The sequence below is a fragment of the Desulfonema magnum genome, assembly GCF_017377395.1.
GTDB classification, from domain to species: Bacteria; Desulfobacterota; Desulfobacteria; order Desulfobacterales; family 4be13; genus Desulfonema_C; species Desulfonema_C magnum.
In genome coordinates this window covers 7,219,408-7,243,577 of sequence record NZ_CP061800.1, presented here as the reverse complement: position 1 = coordinate 7,243,577, position 24,170 = coordinate 7,219,408, and the positions used below count along the sequence as shown (strand labels likewise).

The following is a 24,170-nucleotide window of genomic DNA, read 5'->3' as shown; positions in this document are numbered from 1 at the left end:
ACGAAGTCTCACGAAGTCTCACGAAGTCTCTGTGTCTGATTTTTCGGATGTGTGAAAAGCGGAACCGGCCGTTTTTTTTTGCCACGAAGGCACGGAGACACGAAGTTTCACGAAGTCTCTGTGTCTGATTTTTTCGGATGTGTGAAAAGCGGAACCGGCTGTTTTTTTGCCACGAAGACACGAAGTTTCACGAAGTCTCTGTGTCTGATTTTTTCGGATGTGTGAAAAGCGGAACCGGCTGTTTTTTTGTCACGAAGGCATGAAGACACAAATTTTCACGAAGTCTCTCTGTGGCTTTGTGGCTAATTTTTTTCGGGTGTGTAAAAGGTGGGACACACCCTGAAAAATGTGTCGTTGTAGGGATATACATGGTATAATTTTTTGATATTCAGTAAATGGAAAAATTTTTAGCAATCTCGTCAACAATCTCGTTCCCACGCTTCGCGTGGGAATGCAGCGCGGACGCTTCGCGTCCCGAATCCGCCTGACACGGGAGCAAGTCCGCATATCGCAGGACACGAAGCATCCGAAAGGCGTTCCCACGCGAAGCGTGGGAACGAAGTATGTGTATGAACTTTCCATCTACTGATATTGGAAAGCAGGGAGCTTTTGTTCTTATATGAAGCCATTGTGAAAATCTGCAAAAAGCACAGGGAAATCGGATAAGAAACACATTGAAATTCCCTTCTTATCATCTCCTCTTCTTACATAAAATCCCTGTAGAGAAAAGAAGGGAGGAATCAGACTTTGTTTTTCTTTATTATTTGACATCTCGTAACGATTCAGGCATATGAAAGAGGTATATATCTTTAGGAAATGAAATCCGACTGATACAACTGAAAAAAGTTGCTTAAAGGAACACCAATAAAAAGACTTCTCTATTTATAAAATGCGGGGATGGGGTTCTGCCCCATACGCATCAGGCGATTTTGCCGGACGGGGTTTGCAACCCCGTCCGGCAAAATCGCCTGAGTGTTCAACTTATAATCAACTGAATATTAATTAAAAAACGCATACTTCCAGATGCTTAAACATTTTTTTATTGCAAATTATGAAATATCTTTCCATACTCGGATCAACCGGTTCTATCGGTTGCAACACACTTAACATCGTGGAAATGTTCCCGGAGCGGTTTGCTGTCAAAGCACTTGCTGCAAAGAGCAATGTCCCGCTGCTGGCAAAACAGATTGGGCAGTTTCATCCTGAGATCGCCGTGGTCTTTGATGAACAGCGTGCCCTTGAGTTGAAACATATCCTTCCTGCAAACGCAGGCGTTGAAATATTATACGGAGATGAAGGCTACAGGGCCGCGGCAATACATTCTTCTGTTGACATCATAGTCACCGCGGTGGTGGGCGCGGCCGGACTGATGCCCACACTGGCCGCCATAGACGCGGGAAAAGATATTGCTCTGGCAAACAAGGAAACCCTTGTCATGGCCGGTGAGATCGTGATGAAACAGGCTGAGGAAAAGGGTATAAAGATTCTTCCTGTTGACAGTGAACATAGTGCCATTTTCCAATGTTTCGCGGGACAGCGAAAAGCAGATTTGGATAAAATACTGCTTACTGCCTCCGGAGGCCCCTTTTTAAACAAACCGGGAAATGAATTTACCGATATAAAACCGGAACATGCGCTGAAGCATCCCACATGGCAGATGGGGCAGAAGATCACCATTGATTCTGCCACCCTGATGAACAAAGGGCTTGAGGTTATCGAAGCAAAATGGCTTTTCAGTGTTTCACAGGAGGAAATTGAGGTTGTTGTTCATCCGCAAAGCATTGTTCATTCCATGGTGTCTTACAAGGACGGGTCTGTGATTGCCCAGCTGGGCATCCCGGATATGAAAGGGGCCATTGCATACGCGCTCTCATGGCCGGAACGTCTTCCGTTAAAACAGCCCATACCGGATTTTGCAAACATGAAAGGGCTGACCTTTCAGAAGCCGGATATGGAAAAATTTCCCTGTCTGGCCCTGGCGTTTGAAGCCTGTGACGTGGGCGGAACCCTTCCCGCAGTGCTGAATGCCGCAAATGAAGTGGCTGTATATGCTTTTTTAAATCACCGTATATCATTTACAGATATACCAAATATCATTAAAACCGCAATGGATCGGCATAATATTGTAAAACATCCGGAAATTTCTGATATTCTTGAAGCAGATCACCGGGTCAGATCCGACATAGAAAAAGAGTTATTTTAATCATGATTACAACAATTTTTTCATTTGTCGTTGTTTTGGGCATTCTTATTTTTTTTCATGAACTGGGCCACTTTCTGGCTGCCAGAGCGTGCGGTGTCGGGGTTGAAAAATTTTCACTCGGATTCGGCCCCCGGTTGTTTGGCAAAACCGCAGGCATTACAGACTATCGCATATCTGCCATTCCGCTCGGGGGATATGTCAAAATGGTGGGTGAGGAACCTGACGCTAAAATTGATCCTGCTGATATTCCGCTTTCGTTTACCCATAAATCTGTTTTCAGACGGATGCTGATTGTTGCCGCGGGTCCTGTTTTTAATCTTTTTTTGGCAGTGATTATTTTTTTCGGAATTTTTCAAGTATCGGGTATCCCTGTATCAAAAGCGCTGATCGGAGAGGTGCGTGAGGGGACCCCCGCGTACCAGGCAGGCTTGCAAAAAGGAGATACGATCCTTGCCATTGATGAAATTAAGATTGACACCTGGGAAGACATGTCAGGGATTATTTCTGAAAGCAGGGGCAGAGAGCTTGCGTTGTCTGTGCAGCGGGGAGATTCGGTTTTTGACGTGAATATCATCCCCAGACTCACAACAACCAAAAATATATTTGGTGAGGACATCGAACGGCATGTGATCGGAATCACTTCTTCCCATGAGGTTGTTTTCAAAGATTTAAATCCGTTTCAGGCCCTTTCCGCGAGCCTGGTTCAGACGTATGATATTGCAAAACTGACAATTGTCAGTATTGTGAAAATGATACAGGGCAAGATTTCCGCGAAGGAGAATCTGGGCGGACCCATTATGATTGCACAGATGTCAGGCAAAATTGCTAAGGAAGGCCCTGGCCAGTTGGCGTTTTGGATTGCGCTTCTCAGTGTCAGCCTCGGGGTTCTCAATTTTCTTCCCATACCGGTTCTGGACGGGGGCCATCTGGTCTTCTTTTTTATTGAGCTGCTAATAGGGCATCCCGTGAATACAAAGATGCGGGAAATCGCCCAGCAGGTCGGCATTTTTGTATTGATTTTGCTGATGATCTTTGTGTTTTATAACGATATTGCACGGGTATTTTTCAGTTAGCACTCATCAGTAAACAAACTCAGCAGATCGAAAATTCCCCTGGTCCGCTCCTGCTGAATTGACAAATTTTCCCTGCTTCGCTCCTGCCGAATTGACAAATTTTCCCTGCTTCACTCCCGCCGGATTGACAAATCCGGCGGAAATAAAAAAAGTTCCGTAGATTGTGCTGAGGAACGAAACCCAACACCTGGCTGAGTGTCTGAATATAAAAAACTGCTGACTGAACTGCGCTTGTAACAAGGGATCTTTTGTCCTTAGACGATTTCCAAGAATGAATATACCAGTTCGTAGTTCCGCCTTTAGGCGGTGTCACACCGCCTAAAGGCGGAACTACGAACTGAAAAAAATGTGCCGGTATGTTCTTTTCCGGAAATCGCCTTAAAAGTCCGAACCATGATTAAAGGATTATGGGGTTCTCTGATGAAAATACCCTTGCCGGCCGGGTAGAAATCCTGTAAATCCTTTCATCATGCGAATCAGGGTTCGGACAATTATTACATTGCAGTTACAAAACAAAAAAAGAGAGAAATATTTTTTTCAAACTATTACCAAATCATGTTTTCAAAACCGAACCTGCAATCCTCTCTGACAGGTCTTATGATTCTTTTTTTCGGCTGATACCCACAGAAGGAGGAAAATTTATGTACCGTACCATTGAAATCAAAGAAGATGATTATCGCTATCTTGAGAAATCTGCAAGGCTTGCCGGAACAACAATACCGTCTCTGCTCAGAGAACTGATCGGAAAAAAAAAGGCGGCGGATGAGAGTGCCTTTGCCAAGACTTCGGTTTCTGACCGGACATGCGGAGAAAAAGGCCGATGGGCGAAATTCTCGGAAAAAATATGTGAAAATCCGCCGCTGAGGGGGGCCGGTGACTATGTTCGTGAATGTTCTGAGAAATTCAGGGAAGATTTCACATTCAGGCACGATGAGGAGTAAAAAAGATATGAAGTATCTGTTAGATTCGGATGCGGTGAATGTTCTGTATGATGACGGACGTAAAAAACACCATAAAGCGATACACAGAAAAATTTCACTGCTCAGAGATGAGGATATGCTTCAGATTTCCGTTCTTGTGCTGTACGAACTGGAATATAGTTTCTTTAATGCCCCGGCTGACAAAAAAATTTGTATCAGAAATACGATTGATTCTCTGCTTCGTGACTTTGATGCTGTTCTTCCTGTGGAACAGGTGGCTGCGCCTGTTTTCGGAGAATTGAAAGCCCTTCTCAGAAAAAAGAAAAACCTCAGCCGCAAGGAAATGAGAAAACATAATATTGACATCATGCTTGCAAGTACCGCAATCATTAATTCATCTGTCCTGGTGGGTGCAGACAGTATCTACGGTGACATTGAAAATCTGAATCCGATGTTCCGGTCCGAGGACTGGTTTGACGTGTAAATTCATCAGGATAATAGCTATCATAAAAAACATAAAGCTTGATAAGATGGAATCCCAACTGATTGTCTGAATATAAAAACCTGCTGACTGAACAGCACTTGTAAGAAAGAACCGTTTATGCTAATAGTCTGAACCATGATGAAAGGATTTCCGGGATTTCGGTTCAGCCGGTCTCGCCGCTTGCCAGGATTCAGAAAATTCAGAGGTCGGACACAAACCCTGCAAACCCTTTAATCAGGTGAATCAGGGTTCGGACAGGTGAGTCCGGGGCCGGTGAGCCTGTCCGAACCCCGATTAAGGGATGAAAGGATTTTCCGGATTTCGGTTCCACTGATATCACCGCTTTTGCCAGGATTCAGAAAATTCAGAGGTCGGACACAAATCCTGCAAATCCTTTAATCCGGTGAATCAGGGTTCGGACAAGCGAATCAGGGGCCGAACAACTTATTCAAAACAAAAGGAAAGGAAGAAAGGAGATGCTGCCATGCGCTTTTCAGAGCTTTTCCAAATGTTATTTTCAAAATCAGTTTTTGCAATTGTTCTGATCATCGGGCTGGTGTGTGCGATGCCGGTTCATGCGGCAACCATCACCGTAACCAACGGGGATGACAGCGGAGCAGGCTCTCTCCGGCAGGCCATTGCCGATGCGCAGTCCGGGGACACCATTGTCTTTCAGGACGGGGTTACAACGGTTACGCTGACCAGCGACCAACTGGTGATTGACAAAAATCTGACTATTGACGGCGGGGGCGGGATGACGGTTAAGCGAAGTAGCGGAGTCAGTACGCAGTTCCGTATTTTTTACGTTGACAGTGGTATGACTATCGAAATGAAGAACATTGTAATCTCTGATGGAAAAGCACTCGATGCCTCTTGGAGTACAGGCGAACATGGCAGACATGGTGGTGGTATATACGTTGGTAACGGAGGTATATTAACTCTGAATGAATGTAGCGTAAAAGCTAATGCTGCTGGTGAAGGTTCTCACGGTTCTGAAACAACAGATGGTGGAGACGGAGGGTTCGGAGGTGGAATATATGTTGAGAATAATGGAACACTGACGCTAAACAACAGCACTGTGAGCAATAATATTAGTGGTAACGGCGGTGACGGTGTTAAAAAAACGCGTGGGGGACCGGAAACAACAAATGGTGGCGACGGAGGATCCGGAGCTGGAATATACGTTGAAGAGAATGGGACGCTGACACTGAATAACAGCATTGTAAATGACTGATTATAACGGATTCAGGGGAGGCTCCGATTTCGGGAGGCTGCGCGCGACCTTCCGTTTTCACAGGAAGCCGGACGGACATTCCCGGAAAACGTCGGTTTCCGGGGAAACAAATATCCTGAATTTCCGGTTCCCGGGACCCCGTGACGGACAGATTTTCCATTCTGACATATAGTAATTTCAGGATGTTGTGCCCTCCCCTAAATCCGTTATAATCAGGAAATATAATATCAGGGATCAATATCGTTCGGCATGATTTTTGCACAGCCGGACGGAAATGCCCGGCATTTCCGCATTTTGGAGAAATTGTTTCCGAAAAACGCCCGGCGGACATTTCGGGATTTCAGTTTTCCGGATATATGAATTCAGTTAGTTACAAATGTATGCAAAAATCGTGCCGAACGGTATTGATCAGGGATATCATTTTTATCTGTCAGACCATCGCCGTTATCGTCATTAAGGTTGATAACAATGGGTACGCAGATAACTTTTTTGAAATCCGGTTCTTCATCCGAACTCCCTTTCCAAGACCACTCCAATTCAGGATCAAATTCTCCCACCGGCGGCGTGAACTCGCAGTCCGCCATGGAGTGGCTTATGTTGTTCTCCTCGTCGCTTTCCGGGATATCATTCTCGCTGTCCGCAAATGCGAAGATGAGGTTGTCGGCAAAGAGCAGGGTTCCGCTCACCGGGACCGGAACGGTGAGCGAGTCGCCGGGACCGGGCACCTCCGGCACATGGGCACTCCCGATCACATTGTCCTGAGACACGTTGAAAAGCCCGTCATGGTCGCTGTCCTCGAAAACTGTCACCTCACAGCCCGCCTCCGGGGAAAGATTTCCGGTGTTGGCGATCACGACCTGCACGGTTCCGGCGAATGCGAGAGTCCGGGGATCTGTTTCGGTGTCCGAAACGTCGGCATCCGTCACCTCCAGATCGGTGTGCCGGTCCGGGACGGCGACGGTCACAGCGGCCGTGACGGTTCCGCCGGGGCCTGACGCTGTGAGCGTGTAAGTTGTTGTCTCTTCCGGCGAAACCTCGGCGGTCCCGCTTTCGGAGATATCCCCGATGCCCGGCCCGAGCGTGCGGGAGTCCGCACCTGATGTGTCCCATGAGAGAACGACAGTCTCCCCCGGACTCACAGATGTCGCCGAGGCCGAGAAGGTCACCTGCGGAACCGGGACATCGCCTGTTTTTGTCACGGTTATCGGATCGCTCTCTCCCGAGCGGTTTCCAGCGGCATCATACGCCTCGGCCGTGTAGGTGTAAGTCGTCAGAGCCGTGACCCCGCTGTCCGCATAGAAAGTCTCAGATGTGCTGTCGCCTGTCTCCCCGTTGCGGATGACGTAGCCGGTCACCCCGACATTGTCGGAACACGGGTCCCAGGTGACGAGGAAATGAAATCCGTCGTCATCCGGAATCTCCGTGACCGTCATCTCCCGGGGCACGGTCGGCGGTTCCGTGTCTTCCAGGGTCACGGAAGCCGGCTCACTCTGTCCCGAGCGGTTTCCCGCGCCATCATACGCTTTCACTGTGTAGGCGTAGGGTGTCAGAAGAGAGACATCCGTGTCGCTGAAAGATGTCTCCGTGACGGTTCCGAGAGACACGCCGTCCCGGAAGACCTCGTAGCCGGTCACGCCCGTGTTGTCGGAACACGGGTCCCAGGAGACACGGATCCGGGAGCCTTCGGACGCGGGGATGCCCCGTGCCGTCACTCCCCCGGGCACGGCCGGCGGTTCCGTGTTCCCCGGAGCCGCATAGGCCGGCGCACTCCGGCCGGATCGGTTTCCAGCGGCATCATATGCCTCGGCAGTGTAAGCATAAAGCGTCCCCGCTGCAACATCGCCGTCGGTGAAAGATGTCTCCGCCACAGTTCCGAGGAACACGCCGTTCCGGAAGACCTCGTAGCCTTCCACGCCCGTGTTGTCGGAGGAGGGTTCCCATGAGAGCCTGACCCCGGGCCCGGAAATCTCCTCAGCTGTCAGATTTTGCGGCGCGGAGGGAGGCTCCGTGTCCTGAACTGTGTCAGGCTCAAACACCGCACTGACAGTGTGAGCGGCAGTCACGTTGAAAAAAGTGTGATCCGTGACCGCTCCCGCGGACACGCCGTCAGTAAGCACATCCGCCACATGCCACCCGGTGTCGGGTGTGAACGTGAAGGTCTGTTCTCCGCCGAGAGCCGCGGCGACTTTGCCGGAGGGGCTCACAGTTCCGTGTTCCCCTGCCGATGCTGTGATGATCACATAGTCAGCGTCCGGCTCCCCGACGGTCACCGTGAGACCGTCCGAGAGCGAGACCTCCGATTCCAGAGGCAGGTCCGCCACGATTCCGGCCGTCTCCGAATCGGACGAGACCCGGTCATTTCCCCGGAACGAACTCACTGTCACTCCGCAGGTTCCGGAATCATCGGCATCGAGTCTGATGCCGGCGATGTCCGTTCCGGGAAGGGAGACTGTCTGCCCCCCTTCCGGGCCGACCTCAAGAACCGCCCCCGTGACACCGCATATTGTGTCCCCCGAATTCCGTTATAATCAGTTAAAAACCTCGGAGGTCTTATGTCGAAAGTTTATGATCAGGTATCTCCGACGCATTGAAAAATATCATCCAAGCATAACCTATTTTATTCGAAAGGTCTGTCTGTGTAGTCATACAGGCGTCCCCCATCTGAAGAAAGCAGGGGGAACAGTATGAATTACAGAACAGCATTCAGGGAAGGGTTAAATGTATTCTGTCGGGTCCTGTATGTTTGCCTCTTTAAAGCCTTTTTTCCTTAGGATGCAGCTGTCGCACTGACCACATGCCAGACCTTCTGGTGAAGGGTCATAGCAACTGTGCGTGAGAGAATAATCAACCCCCAGTTCGGTCCCTTTCCTGATAATTTCGGCTTTTGTCATATAAAGAAGCGGCGTTCTTATCTTTGTTTTTATGATACCTTCCACCCCCGCCTTTGTGGCGAGATTAGCCATACGCTCAAACGCCTCGATATATTCGGGTCTGCAATCAGGGTATCCGCTGTAATCAATCGCGTTGACACCGATGAAGATGTCAGAAGCCCGGAGAACTTCCGCATAACCCAGGGCATAAGAAAGAAAAATGGTATTTCTCGCGGGTACATAAGTAACCGGAATCTCCTCTGCCATATTCTCTTTGCTTCTGTGTTTTGGCACGGCAATGTCATCTGTAAGGGCTGAACCGCCAATGGGTTGAAAATCCGTTCTGATCACAAGATGCTTTGCAACCCCGAGGGCGGCGGCCACGCTTTTTGCAGCGTTCAGTTCAGACGCGTGGCGCTGTCCGTAGAAAAAGCTCAGGCTGTAAATTTCAAAGCCCTCATGCTTTGCAATGGCCATGACAGTGGTGGAGTCAATTCCTCCGCTTGAAAGCACAACAGCCTTTTGTCTTATCATGTTTTTATACTCCTCTTTCTGTTTCAGGCCATATGATCTTATGTAACTGAAGCTGAAACCTGACCTGAAGTCTGTCTTCAAGTATCCATTTTGCAAGCTCGGCAGGGGGAATTTTTCCCAATACCGGAGAAAACAGCATATGATTTATGGCAATTTCTGAGCATTCAGATGCCGTAATCTTCTTAGCATATTCATAATCTTCACGATCACTGATGACAAACTTGACCTGATCTCCCGGATGAAGCCGTTTCAGATTTTCCAGATCATTTTTCCTGCTTTCCCCGCTTGCGGGGCATTTCACATCCACAATTTTCACACACCGTTTGTCAACTTTGCTGATATCAAAACTCCCGTTTGTTTCCATCATCACTTCATACCTGTTTTCAAGAAGCTGATGAATTAAAAACGGGGTGTCGCTCTGTAACAGCGGTTCACCGCCCGTAATTTCAATGAGAGGGCATTGATATATGGCTGTCTGTTCCAGAATTGCCATGATATCCATTTCCGAGCCTTCATGATATGCATAACGTGTATCGCAATATGAACACCTCAGATTGCATCCTGTAAGCCTTACAAAAACACAGGGACGCCCGCTATAAAGGGATTCCCCCTGAATACTGTAGAATATTTCGTTTACTAAAAGGGACATAATTGTATTTTTTTTAACACCACCTGAAGGATTTAAATGATTTTTGGGTATCTTTCATAAAAGCTGAAAACCCATTTCAGCAGATCGAAAAATTTTCGGCCTGTCACAGGGCAGACATGACGGACGGCGGAGAAACCCGGGTTTTTCCTTCAGGAGCGGCGGATCATTCCGGGGAAAAAAGCCGGGTTTCTTCCCCTGGCAAATATCGAAAACTTATGATTAGGTACTTACTTTTCAGCTATTGTGAGGGATGCCAATTTTTGTCTGACAGAAATCATGGAAATCCTTTTTTTGTTGATATAAGATAAATTTCAGATATGATATTATAATTTTTATCAGAGAGGAACAACTATAAAATTCTGTTTACAGAAATATTTTTTTTATATACTCAGTGATTAAATTTAAATTTTTTGTTACTGACTCTGGAACTATAAATTTTCAATAGGTTAAACTCGATGATCAGGTTTTTTGATCCGATTCGGACAAAAAGCCTGTTCCGTTCGACTGAGACTTCGGCGTGAACTCATTCGAATGCTCACGCCGAAGCCTGCGAAACCAGGAATGACAGAGAAAACTTGAATATCAAGTATCAAAAGAAAGGAAACATCTGTATGTTATTCGGAATAATGAACCTATGTTTTTCAGGCATAGGAAAAAAAATGACAAGAGCAAGTTTCATTTGTTTGTTTCTGCTACTGTTTTTTGTGATATTTGCACACCGGACAACAGACGCAAAAACAAATCCCGCACCTGACATGAATCAGGAAGAAACTGAATTTGAACTGTATATTATCCGATTAACAGACCCTCCCGTGGCTGCTTACCAGGGAAGCATTAGCGGATTATCTGCCACAACTCCCCGCAAGACAGGTAAAAAACGGTTGGATATACGGAGTTCTGCCAGCAAAACCTATCGCAAATATCTTTCTGACAAACAAAATGAAATAATGGCTTCCATGGAACAGACCATTGGCCGTTCGTTCGAACCGATTTACACATATGATGTTACCTATAATGGTATGGCTGTCCGGCTGACCCCTGAGGAAGCAGCCCGGATCGCCAAACTTCCGGGCGTGATTTCTGTTCAGCAGGACAGACCGGTTCACCTGATGACTGATGTTTCTCCCGCGTTTGTCAATGCCACGGAAATATGGGATGGCAACGGAACCAACGGCCTTCCTGAAACCAAAGGCGAGGGCATTATTGTGGGAATCATAGACACCGGCATATGGCCGGAACATCCTAGTTTTGCAGATGACGGCACCTTTCCGCGGCCGCCGTCCAAATGGGGGGGAAAGTGTACCCCTCCGGCAGACGGAACAAAGGGGTATAAATGCAATAACAAGCTGATCGGCATACAATATTTTTTGGACGGGTATCTGGCTCGGAATGAAGATGAATATGACGGATTGTTTCTTTCAGGCAGGGATGATGTGGGACACGGAACTCACACCGCCTCTGTGGCAGCAGGCAATGAAAATGTTTCAGCAGATATATATGGTACTGACCGGGGCCTGATCTCAGGAATGGCCCCCCGGGCCCACATTGCTTCCTATAAAGTCTTTGCCCCGGGCGGTGCCACTGAGGCAGATTCTGTGGCAGCCATAGACAAAGCTGTGGCTGACGGGGTGGATGTCATTAATTATTCAGCCGGAAGCAGCCTGGCCTTTGATCCGTGGCGGGATCCGGATGCCCTGTCCCTGCTTGCCGCCTGCGAAGCAGGGGTTTTTGTCGCTGTTTCAGCCGGGAACACCGGTCCGAAAGCATATTCTGTTGATTCTCCTGCCAATGCGCCCTGGGTTACTTCTGTGGGGGCCAGTTATTTTAACCGTCTTTACCTCAGTGATATTGAAATTCAAATATCTGAACCTGAGTCCGGGTCAGACCAGGGCATTGAAATTCGGAATTATTACGGAGCAACCACGACCCGGGGAATCAGCAATTTCAACCTGGTACATGCCGAAGGCATTGCCGATGTCGAAGAAGACACCTCCGGAGCCTGTCTTCATCCTTTTCCCACAGGCACGTTCCGATCCACAGACGCGGTTCTCTGTCCGAAGGGAAATATTGACACCGCAACCAAAGGAAATTTTGTTCAGGATGGCGGGGCAGGGGCCATTATCATTTATAACGATGAAAACAATTATGACTTTAATTCCTATTCCTGGCCGGTTCCTGCTGTACTCATTTCAAAAGAAGCAGGCTCGGAAATCAGGGAACTTCTGATTCACAGTGCTTCATCAGAGGCCGCGGACAACGAAAATCCCCCAGACCCTGGTTCCCGGGCCCGCACCCCGAATCCGATAACCATCAGCTTTACCAGAGGGGAATCTGTTTATGTTCCTGATCCCCGAATTCCGGCAAATACTGTCGCGGGTTTCAGTGCACGGGGACCCAATATCAACGAGCTTTCCAATGAACCGATTAATGTCATCAAACCCGATATCACCGCACCCGGCGTCCATATTCTGGCCGGTGTCTCACCAGAATATATGATTAAAATTAACGGTGTCCTGGGCCGATTTGGTCACCAGGGCGAGCTTTTTCAAGTCATGCAGGGAACCTCCATGTCCAGCCCTCATGTGGCAGGGCTCGGAGCCTTGCTTAAATCCCTTCATCCGGAGTGGACCCCCGCACAGATTCAGTCAGCCCTCAAGACCACCGCTGTCAGCGAAAATTATAAGGCACGGGGAGAAGATGGCGATGAGCCGGCAACCCCTTTTGATCTTGGCGCGGGGTGCGTTGATGTCAGCAGAGCAGCCCGTGCAGGTTTTGTCCTTGATGAAACCGGGGACAACTTCAGAGCAATTGATGAAAATGACGGGGAGGATGCGTCCACCCTGAACCTGCCCGGTCTGACATATGCCGACTGTCTGGGGGAATGCAGCTGGTCCCGCACCTTGCAGAGCGCAATGGATGTTTCGGTAGATTGGACCGTGTCAGCAGAAGGTCCGGGCGCCGCAAACCTCACCGTAAGCCCCACACAGTTTACCCTCCGGCCGGGAGGAACACAGACAATTGACATCAAAGCAGAATGCAAAACAACTTCCGGATGTCCTTATGGCGAATGGGTATTTTCCGAAATCAGATTTATTCCTGAACTTGAAACTCGAAACTTGAAACTCGAAACTCGAAACTCGAAACTCGAAGATACGGACCAGGAATCCGAGTTTCAAGTTTCAAGTTTCAAGTTTCAAATTTCACCCGCCCATTTTCCAGTGGCGTTTCGACCGCTCGGGGGAATTTCTCCTGTGGAGTCCCTTGAAATTAAGACCCGCCGGAATCAGGGCGTTTATACTTTGGAAGGTTTGAAAGCCATTTCAACAGACAGTCTGACAGGCAATGTCTGGTTTGGTGAGCCTGAACAGATAACAGCCTCTCTTCCTGAAGATTCGGCCCATGACGAGGTTTATGACGACCTGAATGACGGTGTTTTTATCAAGAAAATTGAGGTTCCTGACAGTGCCAGACGCTTTATTGTGGAAATCATTTCTTCCACCGCGTCTGATTTGGATTTATATGTTGGTATTGATGATAATGGTGACGGGCTTCCGAATGCAGCAGAACAACGTTCCAAGAGTTCGGGAAATTCGTGGAAGGAGGATTGTGTCTTTCCCAACTCAGGTGAACCCTTGGAACCGGGAACTTACTGGGTGCTGGTCCAGAACTGGAAAGGGTCTGGCAATCCTGAAGATGAGTTTACCTTAGCTATCACAGTTGTTGATTCAAAACTGGAAACCGGAACCTGGAAACCGGATATTTCCGTGCCTGATCAGGTGTTTTTTAATGAGCCCTTTGATGTTGGCATCTCATGGGATGCGCCGGACCTGGAGCCTGGCAGCACCCAGGAGGGCTGGATCGAAATCGGCACGGATCATCAGAATTCCGCTAATATTGTGTCAATGCCGTTTACTTTCTCGCGCCTTGCAAACGATGTGACGATTAGCTCAGACGTTATTTTGGTGTCGTCTTCTGATCTGAATGGCGAACTGCAATCTCCTGTTCATCCCGGAGATAGGATATACTTTACTTTGAAAATTCAGCCAGATACCATCCAGGGGACGCCCCTTGTTTATACCCTTGTCAATACGATTCCTGCCGGAATGACTTATGTTCCCTGGTCAGCGACTCGCGAACCGGACGCTGTCAGCGGGAATCAGATAACCTGGACGGTGGAGACGGATAAGCGGGGCAGGACTATCGAAATCAGTTATGAAGTGACAGTGGATGAAGACCTGCTTCTGTCCGGTGACAACATTTCTCCCCCCGTGACACTGGTTAATACAGTGGAACATTCTGTAAACGGAGGGCCTCAGGCCCTTGCCAAAGCTTCGGTGGAAATTACGGAACAGCCTGTGATTATCATAAACAGCGGCGAAGTCAGCCTGCCCATTCCTGACGAAAACGCCAAAGGCGTGGGGTCAAAACTTGAGATCAGTAAAAAGGTGATACTCACAGATGTGAATGTCAGGCTCAACATTCGGCATCCTTATGTTGAAGATATCAGCGCCTGTCTGATTTCACCTTCCGGCACAAAAATCACCTTGTTTGAAAATCTGACCGGCACAAGGGCAAATTTCAGAAACACAAAACTGGATGATAATGCCGAGATCAGCATACACAACGCGGACGCGCCCTTTACGGGAACTTTCCGGCCAACAGATTCTTTAGATGTGTTCCGAGGAGAACCTGTGAATGGCCGGTGGAAGCTGAAAGTTTATGATGACAGGGCTTATGATGAGGGAATCCTGGTTTCCTGGGGGCTTGAGATCAGGTTTGAATCTCCGGAGCCGGTTGCAAATGAAGACACTGCCGTGACCAGTTGGGATGAACCTGTTTTCATCAATGTTCTGGAGAATGACAATGACCCGGACAACGACCCCCTGAGACTGATAAGGGTGGCAGCGCCTTTGTACGGTACTGCGGAAATTTATGATAATGAAACTGTCATTTATACTCCGGAACCGGAATTTATCGGCGAGGACCAATTTATTTATACAATAACAGATGACAACGACGGCACTGCCCAGACATCTGTGTTCGTGACCGTGGAAAAGAAAGGCGAATCCTTTGTTGTGACAACGTTGGAAGATGTGACAGATGAAGATGAAGAACTGTCGCTTCGTGAAGCCGTTCTGGCTGCTCACACGAATCTGTCAGTGGACGGCTCTCCTGAAGGCGGTTTTCGGGATACCATCACCCTTCCCCCGGGTGTTCTGGAACTGGGTGAGGAAGGCCATCTGGATATTGCCTGTCATCTGAACATCATCGGAGACCCTGAGGCCGGAACAATTCTTGAGACCAGCGGGTCAGAACGGGTGTTTTATGTGCATGAAGGGGCTGAGGTGAAAATTGAAAATCTCACCATTTGCAACAGCGGAACCCTGACTTCAGATAATTTTTTTTATGTTTATGATAGTTCAGACTGGTGGGAATATCCTTTTATTATTGAAACAGGGAGCTGGGAATTTGGATCTCTTTATTCTGTAAACGGAGGATCAGGCCATGAGTATATTTCTGACAGAGATGCCGAAAATAGGAAAAACATCTCCCCGAGATCTGACAGATACATCGAACCGGAACCGGAAGCCTGGCCCTGGATGGCGGCCCTGGTATATCGGGAGCTTGACGCTTCTGACGGCCAATTCTGCGGCGGCACGCTGATTCACCCGGAATGGGTGCTGACAAGTGCTCAGTGTGCGGGGGCGAGGGGCGAGGGGCTGGAGGCCAGAGGTATTGATGTGGTGTTAGGCGCGCAGAATCTCCGTGAACACGAGGGCGAGCGGATGAAAGTGGATGAGGTGATCATTCATCCGAACTACGATGCTGACACAATGGATTCGGATATCGGACTGCTGCATCTGTCTGAACCCTCATCCCAAACTTATGCAGAAGTGATTGCTCAGGGGGACCCCTCGAAAATGGCTGAACCGGGAACAATCGGAGCAGTCATTGGCTGGGGAAATGCCAACGGCAGTTCAGAAAATTATCCTGAAGCACTCTTTCAGGTTTCCGTGCCGATTCTTTCCAATGAGGAAGGTTCCCGGCATTATGAAAACTTGCCGGAATACAATCCGATTACAGAAAACATGCTTGTGGCAGGCTATGAAGGCGTGGCAGAAGATTCATGCACAGGCGACATGGGCAGCCCCCTCATGGTGTCACCTGAATCTGCAGTTCTCAGTTCTCAGTTCTCAATTCTCAATTCTCCAATACAGGCCGGTATTGTCAGCCAGAGGGAAAGGTGCGCGCTTGCCGGATATTATGGAATTTATACCCGTGTTTCCCGGTTCGGAGTCTGGATAGATGAACAAATCGGAGGATATCCTCTCCCCTCGGGTCTGGAAGGCGGCGCTATCCTGAATAAAGGAACACTCACGGTAATCGGCACCACGCTGACCGGCAACTCGGCCGTCAAGGGAGGAGCAATTTACAACGCGGGTGTTCTGACCCTGATGAACAGCACCGTCAGCGGCAATTCCGCAAACCTGGGCGGAGGGCTTTGTAACGAAGGGAAGGCCCGGATCATCTTCAGCACCATAGCTGAGAATGAGGCCAGAAAGGGCGGGGGAATTTTCAATGTGGAAGCGGCGAGGGCCAAGGGCCAAGGGGCGAGAGAAGAAGATTCAACTGAATCTCTGACCGTTGAGAACACACTGATTGCCTGTAACACAGCCATTCTGGAAGGGCCTGATGTGAGGGGAAGTGTCATAAGTCATGGCGTGAATCTCATCGGTGACAGTGCGGGCACCAGCGGGTGGCAGGATAGTGATCTGTCTGACACGGATCCCCTTCTGGTTCCGCTGATGGATAACGGCGGCCCGACCCTGACCCATGCAATTCAGGCCAATGGTCCTGCTTCTGATGCGGCAGACAGTGAGGTCCCCGAAGATAAAATTCTGACGACTGATCAGCGCGGGGAACCCCGTGTTTCAATGTATGATATCGGGGCTTATGAATATGATGGCAAAGCGTATCCTCCGGTGGCTCTGAATGACGTTGCTGTTACCACCGAAAATACCTCTGTTATCATCAAGTTGCTTGCCAATGACAGGGATGCCAACGGTGATGATCTGATCATTGAAGAAATTTTTTCCGAATTTGCTTACGGTGATATAAAAATGAAAGGAAAGAAAAAGGTCATTTACACACCATCTGAGGACTTTATCGGGAGGGACTGGTTCTTTTATACTGTCAGTGACGGGAAAAGCCTGTCTGACGCCTTTGTAGAGGTAACAGTAAATCCTGATATGTTGCCAGTGACACAGGATGATGAAGCTTTAACTATCGGGAATACGTCTGTGATTATCGAGGTGTTGGCAAATGACAAAGACCCCGAGGGAAATCCCCTGACAGTGGCAGATGTGGCTGAACCGGAAAACGGCGTTGCTGTCACGGACGGTGTCACAGTCACTTACACACCCAATTCGGATTTCATCGGCACAGACCGATTTATGTACCGTGTCAGCGACGGCTCCAAAACCGGCAAAGCTTTCATCACCGTCACTGTGGAAGAGGCAGCGGATCCGGAGCCTGACTCAGGGACCGATTCTGAAAGATATCACAGTGCGGACTATGACCCGGCAGATTATAAGATCGGATTTTCAGAGTTGCTCCGCGTCATCCAATTATACACAAACGGTTCCTATTGCTGCGGTGTCCCCGGAATAGCAGACGGGTATGCTTTGTGTTCCGACTCCCAAGTGCCGGATGCGGAACTTTATAATTGTGCGCCCCATGATTCAGACTACAGCCCCCAGGATTGGCGCATTGATATGAATGAACTTTTGCGGATGATTCAGTTTTACAATGTTTCTGGTTATCATGCAGATGACAGAGGAGAGGATGGTTTTATCCCGGAGAAATAAGAAACTTGTCCGAATCAGTTCCAAATCCCCCAAAACGCTTGACTGGGATTGATAAATCCCAGACATTTTATCAGGAAATGGGAAATATTTCATAACGCTCGCGTTTTCAGCAGATTTCCCAATCCCCCGAGAGCAATTGGGAAGCGTTTTCGGCGGTATCGTTCCCACGCTTTGCGTCTCGAATCGCCCGCCGCACATGACGAGAAGCGTGGGAACAAGGACGAGAATGTTTCTGAATTTTCCATCTGCTGACAAAGAACCTTCGCGGGACTTCGTGCCTTTGTGTGTTCGTGGCATTTAAGTCGCACATCTCGCGAAATATGAACTTTTTGGATTCTCGATCTGCCGAATATTGCCTGACATCCCCAAAAAATATGACATGCCTCCGGAAAGTTTGAACAAAACTTCCGAAGATTGTTGTGAAAATCATCATCAGAAGGGAAACCATTATGCCAATGAATGTCCGAAAATTTTCGCTCCCGGAGATATTTTTCGGTCGCGGGAGCCTGGAATATGCCGGCGGATGCGCCCGGATTCTCGGGGCGGAAAAGGTCTTTTCTGATTATAACGGATTTGGGGGACGCTGGTAAAGCCTCGTAAAGCCCCGTAGGGGTGACATATTTGTAGCATTCATCATGCCAGGCCGGTAAAGCCCCGTGGGGGCGGCATATTCGCAACATGATTTACCACTACAAATATGCCGCCCCTCCGGGGCTTGGTCGGGACATGCAAATCTGCTACTACTACAAATATGCCGCCCTTACAGGGCTTGGTCGGCCCTCCCCTAAATCCGTTATACTCAGAATCGCTCTTTCCACAATTTTCAGAAGATTTCTGCCTCTGACACTTTCCAAGTCTGCCAATATGTCTCTGAAATCATAAATACAGGGTGTCATTAACTGACCTGCCGGATTTTTCCACGGATACTCAGCATTCGGCCCCTCGGAGAGCGCCGGGGCCAGACGTTCCACTTTATCTGCCAGAGGCAGTATCCGGTCAATGTGGTATTTCAACTGGCGGGGAGATATCTTCCGCTCTTTCCGGATGGCTCTGTTCCGGGGAAGAAGCCGGATAAAACGACCAAATGCCAGATGACTTCTGCGAAGGTGTTCCAAATCACTTCCATAAGCTGCAAGATAGGCTTTTCCTGTTTTTTCCAATGTCATCTGTAAAAAATGAAGCCACTGGGAAGCCGGCTGACCGCCGGCCTTCAGCAGCTTGTAACATATAAAATCAGCCTTTGCCTGTCTGACATACGCCTGTGCAAGTGAGCCGCTCATGCTTTCCGCCCCTCCCGATGATTCGGAACGGTTCACGGGGCCAGCCCTCCGGCAGATGTATTTTCCCCTCACAGATGGCTTCCCATTCGTCAGGTGTCACATCGGCAATATATATGGGAACCGCCAGTTCTTTCCCGGGTGCGAACACAAAAGGTTCGACCTGTCCTGTGGCCAGAGCGTCCTCATTCACTTCGATAAGACGGATTTCCTGCCCGTTCTCCTCTGAAAACACGGCGATTTTTTTCAGACCCGATTCAATGTCAAAATGCTCAGTGACAACTTCGGAAATGATCTCTGTTATTGTCATTGTAAATCTCCTTTTGTATATGGCCGCCCGCATCCGGCAACTGCTGAATCTGTCTGCCGATATCGTCGGGCAAGTTGATTGTTATTTGCATTTTTCATACTCCTATTCTTTTTATTTGGTTTCTGCAAACTTGGTCTTTAATGTAGTGAAATAAGGATGTTGTCGAGGTGAACGACAGTTTCCGTAACGACTTTGGGAGCAATATCCTCCGGCTGACAGCGGAAGTACGCCAAAGCGCACTGTCATGTAGCTGGCTTCAGCCTGAATTCGACGTGAGACTTCGGCGTGAGCTCAGTCGAACGCTCAGTCAGATGCCTGCGCTTTCAGACCCGGAACTGATTCCGGGTCATTTCAGCTTTTTCACCTTATCGGCATGACAAAGATATGATATCTGTAATCCATCAGGATATCGGTTGTCCTGTCACCGAAAAATTCTGTCAGTTCGATTTCCCTGTCCTCATTTTCGGGTTCGGTGACATTGATCCACAGATCATCCGGATTTTCAGGGCTTTCTGTTATGTCAGCGAACCGGACATCCGGAAATTTTTCCGCAAGCTCCTCCAAAAAGCTTTCGACAAGTTCCTCTCATAGCTTGCATGACAGATTTCACCTGTCCTACGGATGGCCGATCCGAAACGACTGTAGCTACTCAGGCGGATGCCATCCCACACTCACCCAACGACGGCGGGCCGCGACAATGATCAGATCATTCATGTTCGGCGCGGGAACCGTTGCTCGTTCCACAGCGGTCAGACCGACAATCAGGGAACCGGTTTCATCCCATGCAAAGTGTTCATGCCAGTTTTGCCGACGCGGATGATATAGCAGCACGACTTCGCCGGTCACGGGGTCTTCGGCTTCTGTTTTGCTGCCTTTGAACTCATTGCATCGCCGACAGCAGAAACAGAGATTGCCAAACTCGGACAGACCGCCCCGGGACTCCGGAATTACATGGTCAACTGTCATGGGCTGTCCTGTGTTTATCTCTTTCGTATGGCAGTATGCACAATGCCGATTGTCAGCTTCGACCAGACGCTCTCTTAATTCTGACGGAAGATAGGTACTCACCCCGTCACCTGAAATTTGTCTGCGGGCGGAATCTGATGGCCGCGCCATCGAAGCAGGGCGGCCGCATGTGCCTTGCGTATCATCAGACGGTCAGACTCAATTCTCAGTTCAGTCAGTTCCCTGCGTTCCGCATCTGATATCGTCCCGTTTCTGTTCCTGTCAAGCAGAGCCTGATAACATACAAAATCCGCTCCGGTCTGACGGCTCCCGGCAATGCGCCACAGGGAGCGGTCATCCAGACGATCCAATGCGGCCAGGTCAGCCTGGAACTCGGCCGGAACATCATCCCAGCTAGGCGGACTCCCCGTCTGTATGGCTCTGAGAATCATATCGTTCAACGACTGTTTTGTTGCCCGGGCCGCCTGTTGCAGACGGATATAAATACTTTCAGGCAACTCCAGTGTGATTGTATGTGAAGTCATTTTTTTCTCACCTCTGCTTTTCTTTGTGTTCAGTGGTTACGGTGATGTCTCCCGCAGGGGGCGTGGAACCTGGGATGCCCTGATTCCGGAGTCGGATGCCAATTTTGCCGCGGGTGACAAGGTCAGTGTTTTTTCAGTTGCTCAATTTTTCTAGTGACAGCGTTATTTGCACCATTTTTCACAGCCTGCTGATAAAACTCCAACGCTTTCTCATCATTGCTGAGTTTCTGATGAAGATCCCCAAGATGTTCCAAGATGCTCGGATCATTAGGAACTATGCTGACAGCTTTCTCCAGAATGTCTAAGGACTTATCATAAAGTCCTTTCTTGAAACAGACCCATCCCAAACTGTCCATGATATGGCCGTCACCAGGCCTGAGTTTTAAGGCTTCTTGAATAAGATGCTCCGCTTCATCAAGATTTTGATCCATATCTGCATAGGTATAACCAAGATAATTCAAAGCATTGGCATTCTGCGGATCGAGACGTACTGCTGTTTTTATGGCTTCTATGCAATCCGCTTTTCTGTTCCATCTATCGTAAATTACTCCCAACCGGAAATAAAGCCGGGCATCTTCAGGAGCAATTTAAATTCCTTTGTCTTATGGTATGAATCGCCCGGCGGCTTCTTTCAGTTTCTCATTTTCAGGGAAATCCTGCAAGGCTTTTTCAAATACGGCTTTTGCCCCGTCTTTGATTCCGGCAACCCGGAGGACTTCGCCGAGATGGGCGGCGGTTTCCGGAGTTCAAAATGAAAAATTGTTCGTCAGTTGCCGGATATCCAGACACTTCGGATTTTTTTTCTTTTATCCGGCAACTGCCGAATCTGTCTGCCGATATCGTCGGGGAAGTTGATTGTTATTTGCATGTCATCCTCCTTTCTTTGGAACATTTTGAAGTCATTATTATTATTTCCACTCAGTACTTACGGTGCTGGCTTCCCCGCAGAGGGCGTGGATGCCGGGATGCCCTGATTCCCAAGCTGAACGCCGATTTTGCCGGGGGAGAGCATAAAGGTCAGCTCTTTTCCGTTATGCAATGTTTTCAATACTCCGGGCGGGCAGTCTTGCGGTTCGGTGTTGAGGCAAACCAGTCCCATGGCGGCTAATTTTCTAATGTTTCCGCTGATATCTTCGGAAAAAAGGAATCTGAAATTATTTCTTTTTTCCACATAATCGGTCAAAATCTTCGACAGACAGACCAGCGCCTTCCAAAATTCGCCTGAAGGTCTTCGGGCGGATAATTTCTCCGCGATGATAGGCGACAATTGTCTGTTTCCCTGTTTCAGGATTGTACCATTTCTGATGACTGCCTGACTGGTCAGCTTTTACAAAACCTGCTTTCTTCAATACACGGATAATCACATCCGCGGTGACTCTCGGCGTTTTTTCTCCCATCAGACGGCAATCTCCAAAATTTTCGCATTTTCGGGCAGTTTTTCAAAAAAACGGGGAATCGGGCGTAAATACAGATCAATCGCTTCTCTGATATTCCGAATTGTTTCGGCCTCGTCTTTGCCGTAGCTCACGCATCCCGGCAACTGGGGACAGTATGCCACGAACACGTCTTCGTCAGGTTCGATCACGATTTTCAATTCCATGGGGTTTCTCCTTTATTTTGTGCTGCAAAGTTTCCGATCTGTGCGATTTGCAGATTTTTCGGACAGAGAATCATCTTCTGTCCTGCGTGATTGTCTCCTAAACCGGCTTTCCCGGAACGCTGTCAGTTATTCGCATTTTATCCGCCTTTTTGGAAAAAGTTAGGTCATTATTATCATTTCTGTCAAAAAGTTACGGTGCGGGCTTCCCCGCAGCGGGCGTGGATTCCGGGATGCCCTGATTCCGAAGCTGAACGCCGATTTTGCCGGGCGGGAGCATGAAGGTCAGATATTTTCCGTTGCGTCTCACTTTCAATTTGTTGGGTGTGCAGTGTAACGATTAAAGCGCATTGTAGCTGGCTCCAGTCTGCTTTCGCTTTCAGCCCTGGAATTGATTCCGGGGCTTTGCTGATGTCTCCCTGATTGCTCAGTCAAGCAATTTCAACAGATCATCCGAATTCATTTCAGCGTCACGCAATATTTTTCTGAGCAGCCCCCGCCCGATATCCTTCCCGGAATGAGACGGAACTGTCACCAACCGCCCGTCATCATGTCTGAGCCGGACGTGACTTCCTTTTTGCCGGATCGGAACAAACCCGGCCTTTTGCAAGGCTGAAATGATTTCGTGTGATTTAAACATGGGCAGTTTTGTCATCTATCAGCACCTTCTGAATCCCCACAAAAGCGGAGTTAATGTTCGTGTCCTGTTCCTCCTCAATGCACATTTCAATGACCTCGGTGATGTTTTTCATCAGTTCGTCCAATGTCCGCCCCTGGGAATAACACCCGCGAAGCTGCGGCACTTCTCCGACAAAAAATCCGTCCTCATCTTTTTCAATAAAAACAAAAAATTCTCTTTTCATTATTATATCCCTTTCTATATGTTCAGTTTGTTAATCGCCGGGAGACCAGTCCCCCCGGGGAAACATTTCGGACGGGGTTGCAAACCCCGTCCTGCAAAGTTGTGATTCCGGGGCTTTGCCGGTGAATGAGGCAGGGCCTCGTAACGAGTATGAAACTGAAATTTTCAGACTTTTTAATGCTTACGGTGTCTGCTTCCCCGCAGAGGGCGTGGATGCCGGGATGCCCTTCCCCGACCGCATGATATTCAGCCTTCTTTTAAGAGCGACGGTATTTCTGAGCCATATAATGCTGATCCAGAGCATGGCGAAGGTATGCCACAATGACAGCCTGCCGGCTGAGGTTCAGTTCTGTCGCAATGTCATCCAGCTCTTTCAGCATGTCGGCCGGAAAATCCATGCTGATCCGCTGTGCGGGATATTTCATCTTCCCTTTGTTGGTGAAAAAACGGGAAATATCCTCTCCACTGTCAGCCATGTCGGCGATTTCGTCCGCCGACGGGATATTTGTCTTATAAGTTTCTTTCATAAAGCTTTTTCTCCTGTCCGGTTGACTTCCAAAGTGTCACGAGGTGATAATATTCTCCCTCCTCATCTTCTCTGAGTTCATAAATTACCGAGTATAATCTGCCCCGAATCCATCCTATCACACGGAACTGTTCGGGATCATCAGAACGCTGATCCTCATAATAAGGATGCTCCCAAATTTCGGCAGCCTCTTCGAATCCTGTCTTCCTTTTCGGATTCCTTCTCAGTTTTTCGCTTTTTTTCTTGTCAAATTCGAATCTCATAACACAGACC

At 48.6% G+C, this 24,170-nt stretch carries 25 protein-coding genes; 9 read left to right on the top strand and 16 right to left on the bottom strand.

Translation table 11 applies throughout. The features are described 5' to 3' along the window. Positions 1 to 419: 419 nt before the first annotated feature. Positions 420 to 629 (bottom strand): hypothetical protein, encoded by a 210-nt coding sequence (locus tag dnm_RS27795; RefSeq protein ID WP_207680135.1) that lies wholly within the window; start codon positions 627 to 629, stop codon positions 420 to 422. Positions 630 to 1,051: 422 nt separating this feature from the next. Here dnm_RS27795 and dnm_RS27790 point away from each other — a divergent pair, with 422 nt between their 5' ends. From dnm_RS27790 to dnm_RS27770, 5 genes are all read left to right on the top strand, one after another. Continuing rightward, entirely contained in the window at positions 1,052 to 2,203 is a 1,152-nt protein-coding gene (locus dnm_RS27790; protein ID WP_207680134.1) for a 1-deoxy-D-xylulose-5-phosphate reductoisomerase, read from the top strand. A gap of 2 nt (positions 2,204 to 2,205) precedes the next feature. Next, the gene (gene rseP, locus dnm_RS27785; RefSeq protein ID WP_207680133.1) at positions 2,206 to 3,276 is read left to right on the top strand and encodes an RIP metalloprotease RseP; all 1,071 of its coding nucleotides are present in this window, start codon (positions 2,206 to 2,208) and stop codon (positions 3,274 to 3,276) included. 641 nt (positions 3,277 to 3,917) lie between these two features. After that, entirely contained in the window at positions 3,918 to 4,217 is a 300-nt protein-coding gene (locus tag dnm_RS27780) for a hypothetical protein (protein ID WP_207680132.1), read from the top strand. Positions 4,218 to 4,224: 7 nt separating this feature from the next. Next, entirely contained in the window at positions 4,225 to 4,680 is a 456-nt protein-coding gene (locus tag dnm_RS27775; protein ID WP_207680131.1) for a type II toxin-antitoxin system VapC family toxin, read from the top strand. Between the two features lie 484 nt (positions 4,681 to 5,164). Then, positions 5,165 to 5,914 carry a hypothetical protein gene (locus tag dnm_RS27770; protein WP_207680130.1) on the top strand — a complete coding sequence of 250 codons (750 nt, stop codon included), beginning with the start codon at positions 5,165 to 5,167 and terminating at the stop codon, positions 5,912 to 5,914. A 362-nt stretch (positions 5,915 to 6,276) separates the two neighbouring features. Here dnm_RS27770 and dnm_RS27765 read toward each other — a convergent pair whose 3' ends face one another. The 3 genes from dnm_RS27765 to dnm_RS27755 all read right to left on the bottom strand — a co-directional run bounded on the left by dnm_RS27765 (position 6,277) and on the right by dnm_RS27755 (position 9,967). Further along, entirely contained in the window at positions 6,277 to 8,292 is a 2,016-nt protein-coding gene (locus dnm_RS27765; RefSeq protein ID WP_207680129.1) for a fibronectin type III domain-containing protein, read from the bottom strand. A gap of 336 nt (positions 8,293 to 8,628) precedes the next feature. Beyond that, the gene (gene queC / locus dnm_RS27760; protein ID WP_207680128.1) at positions 8,629 to 9,318 is read right to left on the bottom strand and encodes a 7-cyano-7-deazaguanine synthase QueC; all 690 of its coding nucleotides are present in this window, start codon (positions 9,316 to 9,318) and stop codon (positions 8,629 to 8,631) included. Between the two features lie 4 nt (positions 9,319 to 9,322). Continuing rightward, positions 9,323 to 9,967, bottom strand: a complete 645-nt coding sequence (locus dnm_RS27755; protein ID WP_207680127.1) for a radical SAM protein — start codon at positions 9,965 to 9,967, stop codon at positions 9,323 to 9,325. 659 nt (positions 9,968 to 10,626) lie between these two features. On the opposite strand from dnm_RS27755, the gene dnm_RS31425 reads away from it, so the two are divergent. Continuing rightward, positions 10,627 to 17,835, top strand: coding sequence for an Ig-like domain-containing protein (locus dnm_RS31425; RefSeq protein WP_207680126.1), 7,209 nt, complete (start codon positions 10,627 to 10,629; stop codon positions 17,833 to 17,835). 419 nt (positions 17,836 to 18,254) lie between these two features. Continuing rightward, entirely contained in the window at positions 18,255 to 18,425 is a 171-nt protein-coding gene (locus dnm_RS27745) for a hypothetical protein (protein ID WP_207680125.1), read from the top strand. A gap of 153 nt (positions 18,426 to 18,578) precedes the next feature. Here dnm_RS27745 and dnm_RS27740 read toward each other — a convergent pair whose 3' ends face one another. Further along, positions 18,579 to 19,115, bottom strand: coding sequence for a hypothetical protein (locus tag dnm_RS27740; protein WP_207680124.1), 537 nt, complete (start codon positions 19,113 to 19,115; stop codon positions 18,579 to 18,581). Continuing rightward, entirely contained in the window at positions 19,069 to 19,422 is a 354-nt protein-coding gene (locus dnm_RS27735) for a type 1 periplasmic-binding domain-containing protein (RefSeq protein WP_207680123.1), read from the bottom strand. The genes dnm_RS27740 and dnm_RS27735 overlap by 47 nt, the downstream gene beginning before the upstream one ends. Before the next feature lie 167 nt (positions 19,423 to 19,589). Here dnm_RS27735 and dnm_RS27730 point away from each other — a divergent pair, with 167 nt between their 5' ends. Further along, the gene (locus tag dnm_RS27730) at positions 19,590 to 19,799 is read left to right on the top strand and encodes a hypothetical protein (RefSeq protein WP_207680122.1); all 210 of its coding nucleotides are present in this window, start codon (positions 19,590 to 19,592) and stop codon (positions 19,797 to 19,799) included. Here dnm_RS27730 and dnm_RS27725 read toward each other — a convergent pair. The 4 genes from dnm_RS27725 to dnm_RS27710 form a co-directional block, all read right to left on the bottom strand. Then, positions 19,783 to 19,986 carry a hypothetical protein gene (locus dnm_RS27725; protein WP_207680121.1) on the bottom strand — a complete coding sequence of 68 codons (204 nt, stop codon included), beginning with the start codon at positions 19,984 to 19,986 and terminating at the stop codon, positions 19,783 to 19,785. The genes dnm_RS27730 and dnm_RS27725 overlap by 17 nt on opposite strands. Before the next feature lie 81 nt (positions 19,987 to 20,067). Continuing rightward, positions 20,068 to 20,490, bottom strand: coding sequence for an HNH endonuclease (locus tag dnm_RS27720; RefSeq protein WP_207680120.1), 423 nt, complete (start codon positions 20,488 to 20,490; stop codon positions 20,068 to 20,070). Then, the gene (locus tag dnm_RS27715; protein WP_207680119.1) at positions 20,487 to 20,912 is read right to left on the bottom strand and encodes a hypothetical protein; all 426 of its coding nucleotides are present in this window, start codon (positions 20,910 to 20,912) and stop codon (positions 20,487 to 20,489) included. The genes dnm_RS27720 and dnm_RS27715 overlap by 4 nt, the downstream gene beginning before the upstream one ends. 122 nt (positions 20,913 to 21,034) lie before the next feature. Next, on the bottom strand, positions 21,035 to 21,499 hold the full coding sequence (locus dnm_RS27710) for a tetratricopeptide repeat protein (RefSeq protein WP_276571916.1): 465 nt from the start codon (positions 21,497 to 21,499) through the stop codon (positions 21,035 to 21,037). Between the two features lie 164 nt (positions 21,500 to 21,663). On the opposite strand from dnm_RS27710, the gene dnm_RS27705 reads away from it, so the two are divergent. Next, positions 21,664 to 22,020 (top strand): hypothetical protein, encoded by a 357-nt coding sequence (locus dnm_RS27705; protein WP_207680117.1) that lies wholly within the window; start codon positions 21,664 to 21,666, stop codon positions 22,018 to 22,020. A gap of 46 nt (positions 22,021 to 22,066) precedes the next feature. Here dnm_RS27705 and dnm_RS27700 read toward each other — a convergent pair whose 3' ends face one another. From dnm_RS27700 to dnm_RS27675, 6 genes are all read right to left on the bottom strand, one after another. Next, entirely contained in the window at positions 22,067 to 22,309 is a 243-nt protein-coding gene (locus dnm_RS27700; protein WP_207680116.1) for a type II toxin-antitoxin system HicA family toxin, read from the bottom strand. Next, on the bottom strand, positions 22,309 to 22,512 hold the full coding sequence (locus dnm_RS27695) for a type II toxin-antitoxin system HicB family antitoxin (protein WP_207680115.1): 204 nt from the start codon (positions 22,510 to 22,512) through the stop codon (positions 22,309 to 22,311). The genes dnm_RS27700 and dnm_RS27695 overlap by 1 nt, the downstream gene beginning before the upstream one ends. A 424-nt stretch (positions 22,513 to 22,936) precedes the next feature. Continuing rightward, positions 22,937 to 23,149 (bottom strand): type II toxin-antitoxin system HicA family toxin, encoded by a 213-nt coding sequence (locus tag dnm_RS27690; protein ID WP_246556121.1) that lies wholly within the window; start codon positions 23,147 to 23,149, stop codon positions 22,937 to 22,939. After that, positions 23,142 to 23,372: a type II toxin-antitoxin system HicB family antitoxin gene (locus tag dnm_RS27685; RefSeq protein WP_207680113.1), complete on the bottom strand. Its 231-nt coding sequence runs from the start codon at positions 23,370 to 23,372 to the stop codon at positions 23,142 to 23,144. Before dnm_RS27685 ends, dnm_RS27690 begins: the two co-directional genes overlap by 8 nt. Before the next feature lie 256 nt (positions 23,373 to 23,628). Further along, positions 23,629 to 23,898, bottom strand: a complete 270-nt coding sequence (locus dnm_RS27680; RefSeq protein ID WP_207680112.1) for a hypothetical protein — start codon at positions 23,896 to 23,898, stop codon at positions 23,629 to 23,631. Further along, entirely contained in the window at positions 23,882 to 24,160 is a 279-nt protein-coding gene (locus dnm_RS27675; RefSeq protein WP_207680111.1) for a BrnT family toxin, read from the bottom strand. Before dnm_RS27675 ends, dnm_RS27680 begins: the two co-directional genes overlap by 17 nt. Between the last annotated feature and the right edge of the window lie 10 nt (positions 24,161 to 24,170).

Coding starts and splice junctions, on each gene's coding strand:
- dnm_RS27685 (WP_207680113.1), bottom strand. CDS start 23,372: ATGAAAAGAGAATTTTTTGTTTTTATTGAAAAAGATGAGGACGGATTT.
- dnm_RS27695 (WP_207680115.1), bottom strand. CDS start 22,512: ATGGAATTGAAAATCGTGATCGAACCTGACGAAGACGTGTTCGTGGCA.
- dnm_RS31425 (WP_207680126.1), top strand. CDS start 10,627: ATGACAAGAGCAAGTTTCATTTGTTTGTTTCTGCTACTGTTTTTTGTG.
- dnm_RS27775 (WP_207680131.1), top strand. CDS start 4,225: ATGAAGTATCTGTTAGATTCGGATGCGGTGAATGTTCTGTATGATGAC.
- dnm_RS27735 (WP_207680123.1), bottom strand. CDS start 19,422: ATGACAATAACAGAGATCATTTCCGAAGTTGTCACTGAGCATTTTGAC.
- dnm_RS27755 (WP_207680127.1), bottom strand. CDS start 9,967: ATGTCCCTTTTAGTAAACGAAATATTCTACAGTATTCAGGGGGAATCC.
- dnm_RS27700 (WP_207680116.1), bottom strand. CDS start 22,309: ATGGGAGAAAAAACGCCGAGAGTCACCGCGGATGTGATTATCCGTGTA.
- dnm_RS27780 (WP_207680132.1), top strand. CDS start 3,918: ATGTACCGTACCATTGAAATCAAAGAAGATGATTATCGCTATCTTGAG.
- dnm_RS27795 (WP_207680135.1), bottom strand. CDS start 629: ATGGCTTCATATAAGAACAAAAGCTCCCTGCTTTCCAATATCAGTAGA.
- dnm_RS27740 (WP_207680124.1), bottom strand. CDS start 19,115: ATGAGCGGCTCACTTGCACAGGCGTATGTCAGACAGGCAAAGGCTGAT.
- dnm_RS27675 (WP_207680111.1), bottom strand. CDS start 24,160: ATGAGATTCGAATTTGACAAGAAAAAAAGCGAAAAACTGAGAAGGAAT.
- dnm_RS27680 (WP_207680112.1), bottom strand. CDS start 23,898: ATGAAAGAAACTTATAAGACAAATATCCCGTCGGCGGACGAAATCGCC.
- queC (WP_207680128.1), bottom strand. CDS start 9,318: ATGATAAGACAAAAGGCTGTTGTGCTTTCAAGCGGAGGAATTGACTCC.
- rseP (WP_207680133.1), top strand. CDS start 2,206: ATGATTACAACAATTTTTTCATTTGTCGTTGTTTTGGGCATTCTTATT.
- dnm_RS27790 (WP_207680134.1), top strand. CDS start 1,052: ATGAAATATCTTTCCATACTCGGATCAACCGGTTCTATCGGTTGCAAC.
- dnm_RS27705 (WP_207680117.1), top strand. CDS start 21,664: ATGAAAAATTGTTCGTCAGTTGCCGGATATCCAGACACTTCGGATTTT.
- dnm_RS27715 (WP_207680119.1), bottom strand. CDS start 20,912: ATGACTTCACATACAATCACACTGGAGTTGCCTGAAAGTATTTATATC.
- dnm_RS27690 (WP_246556121.1), bottom strand. CDS start 23,149: ATGTTTAAATCACACGAAATCATTTCAGCCTTGCAAAAGGCCGGGTTT.
- dnm_RS27770 (WP_207680130.1), top strand. CDS start 5,165: ATGCGCTTTTCAGAGCTTTTCCAAATGTTATTTTCAAAATCAGTTTTT.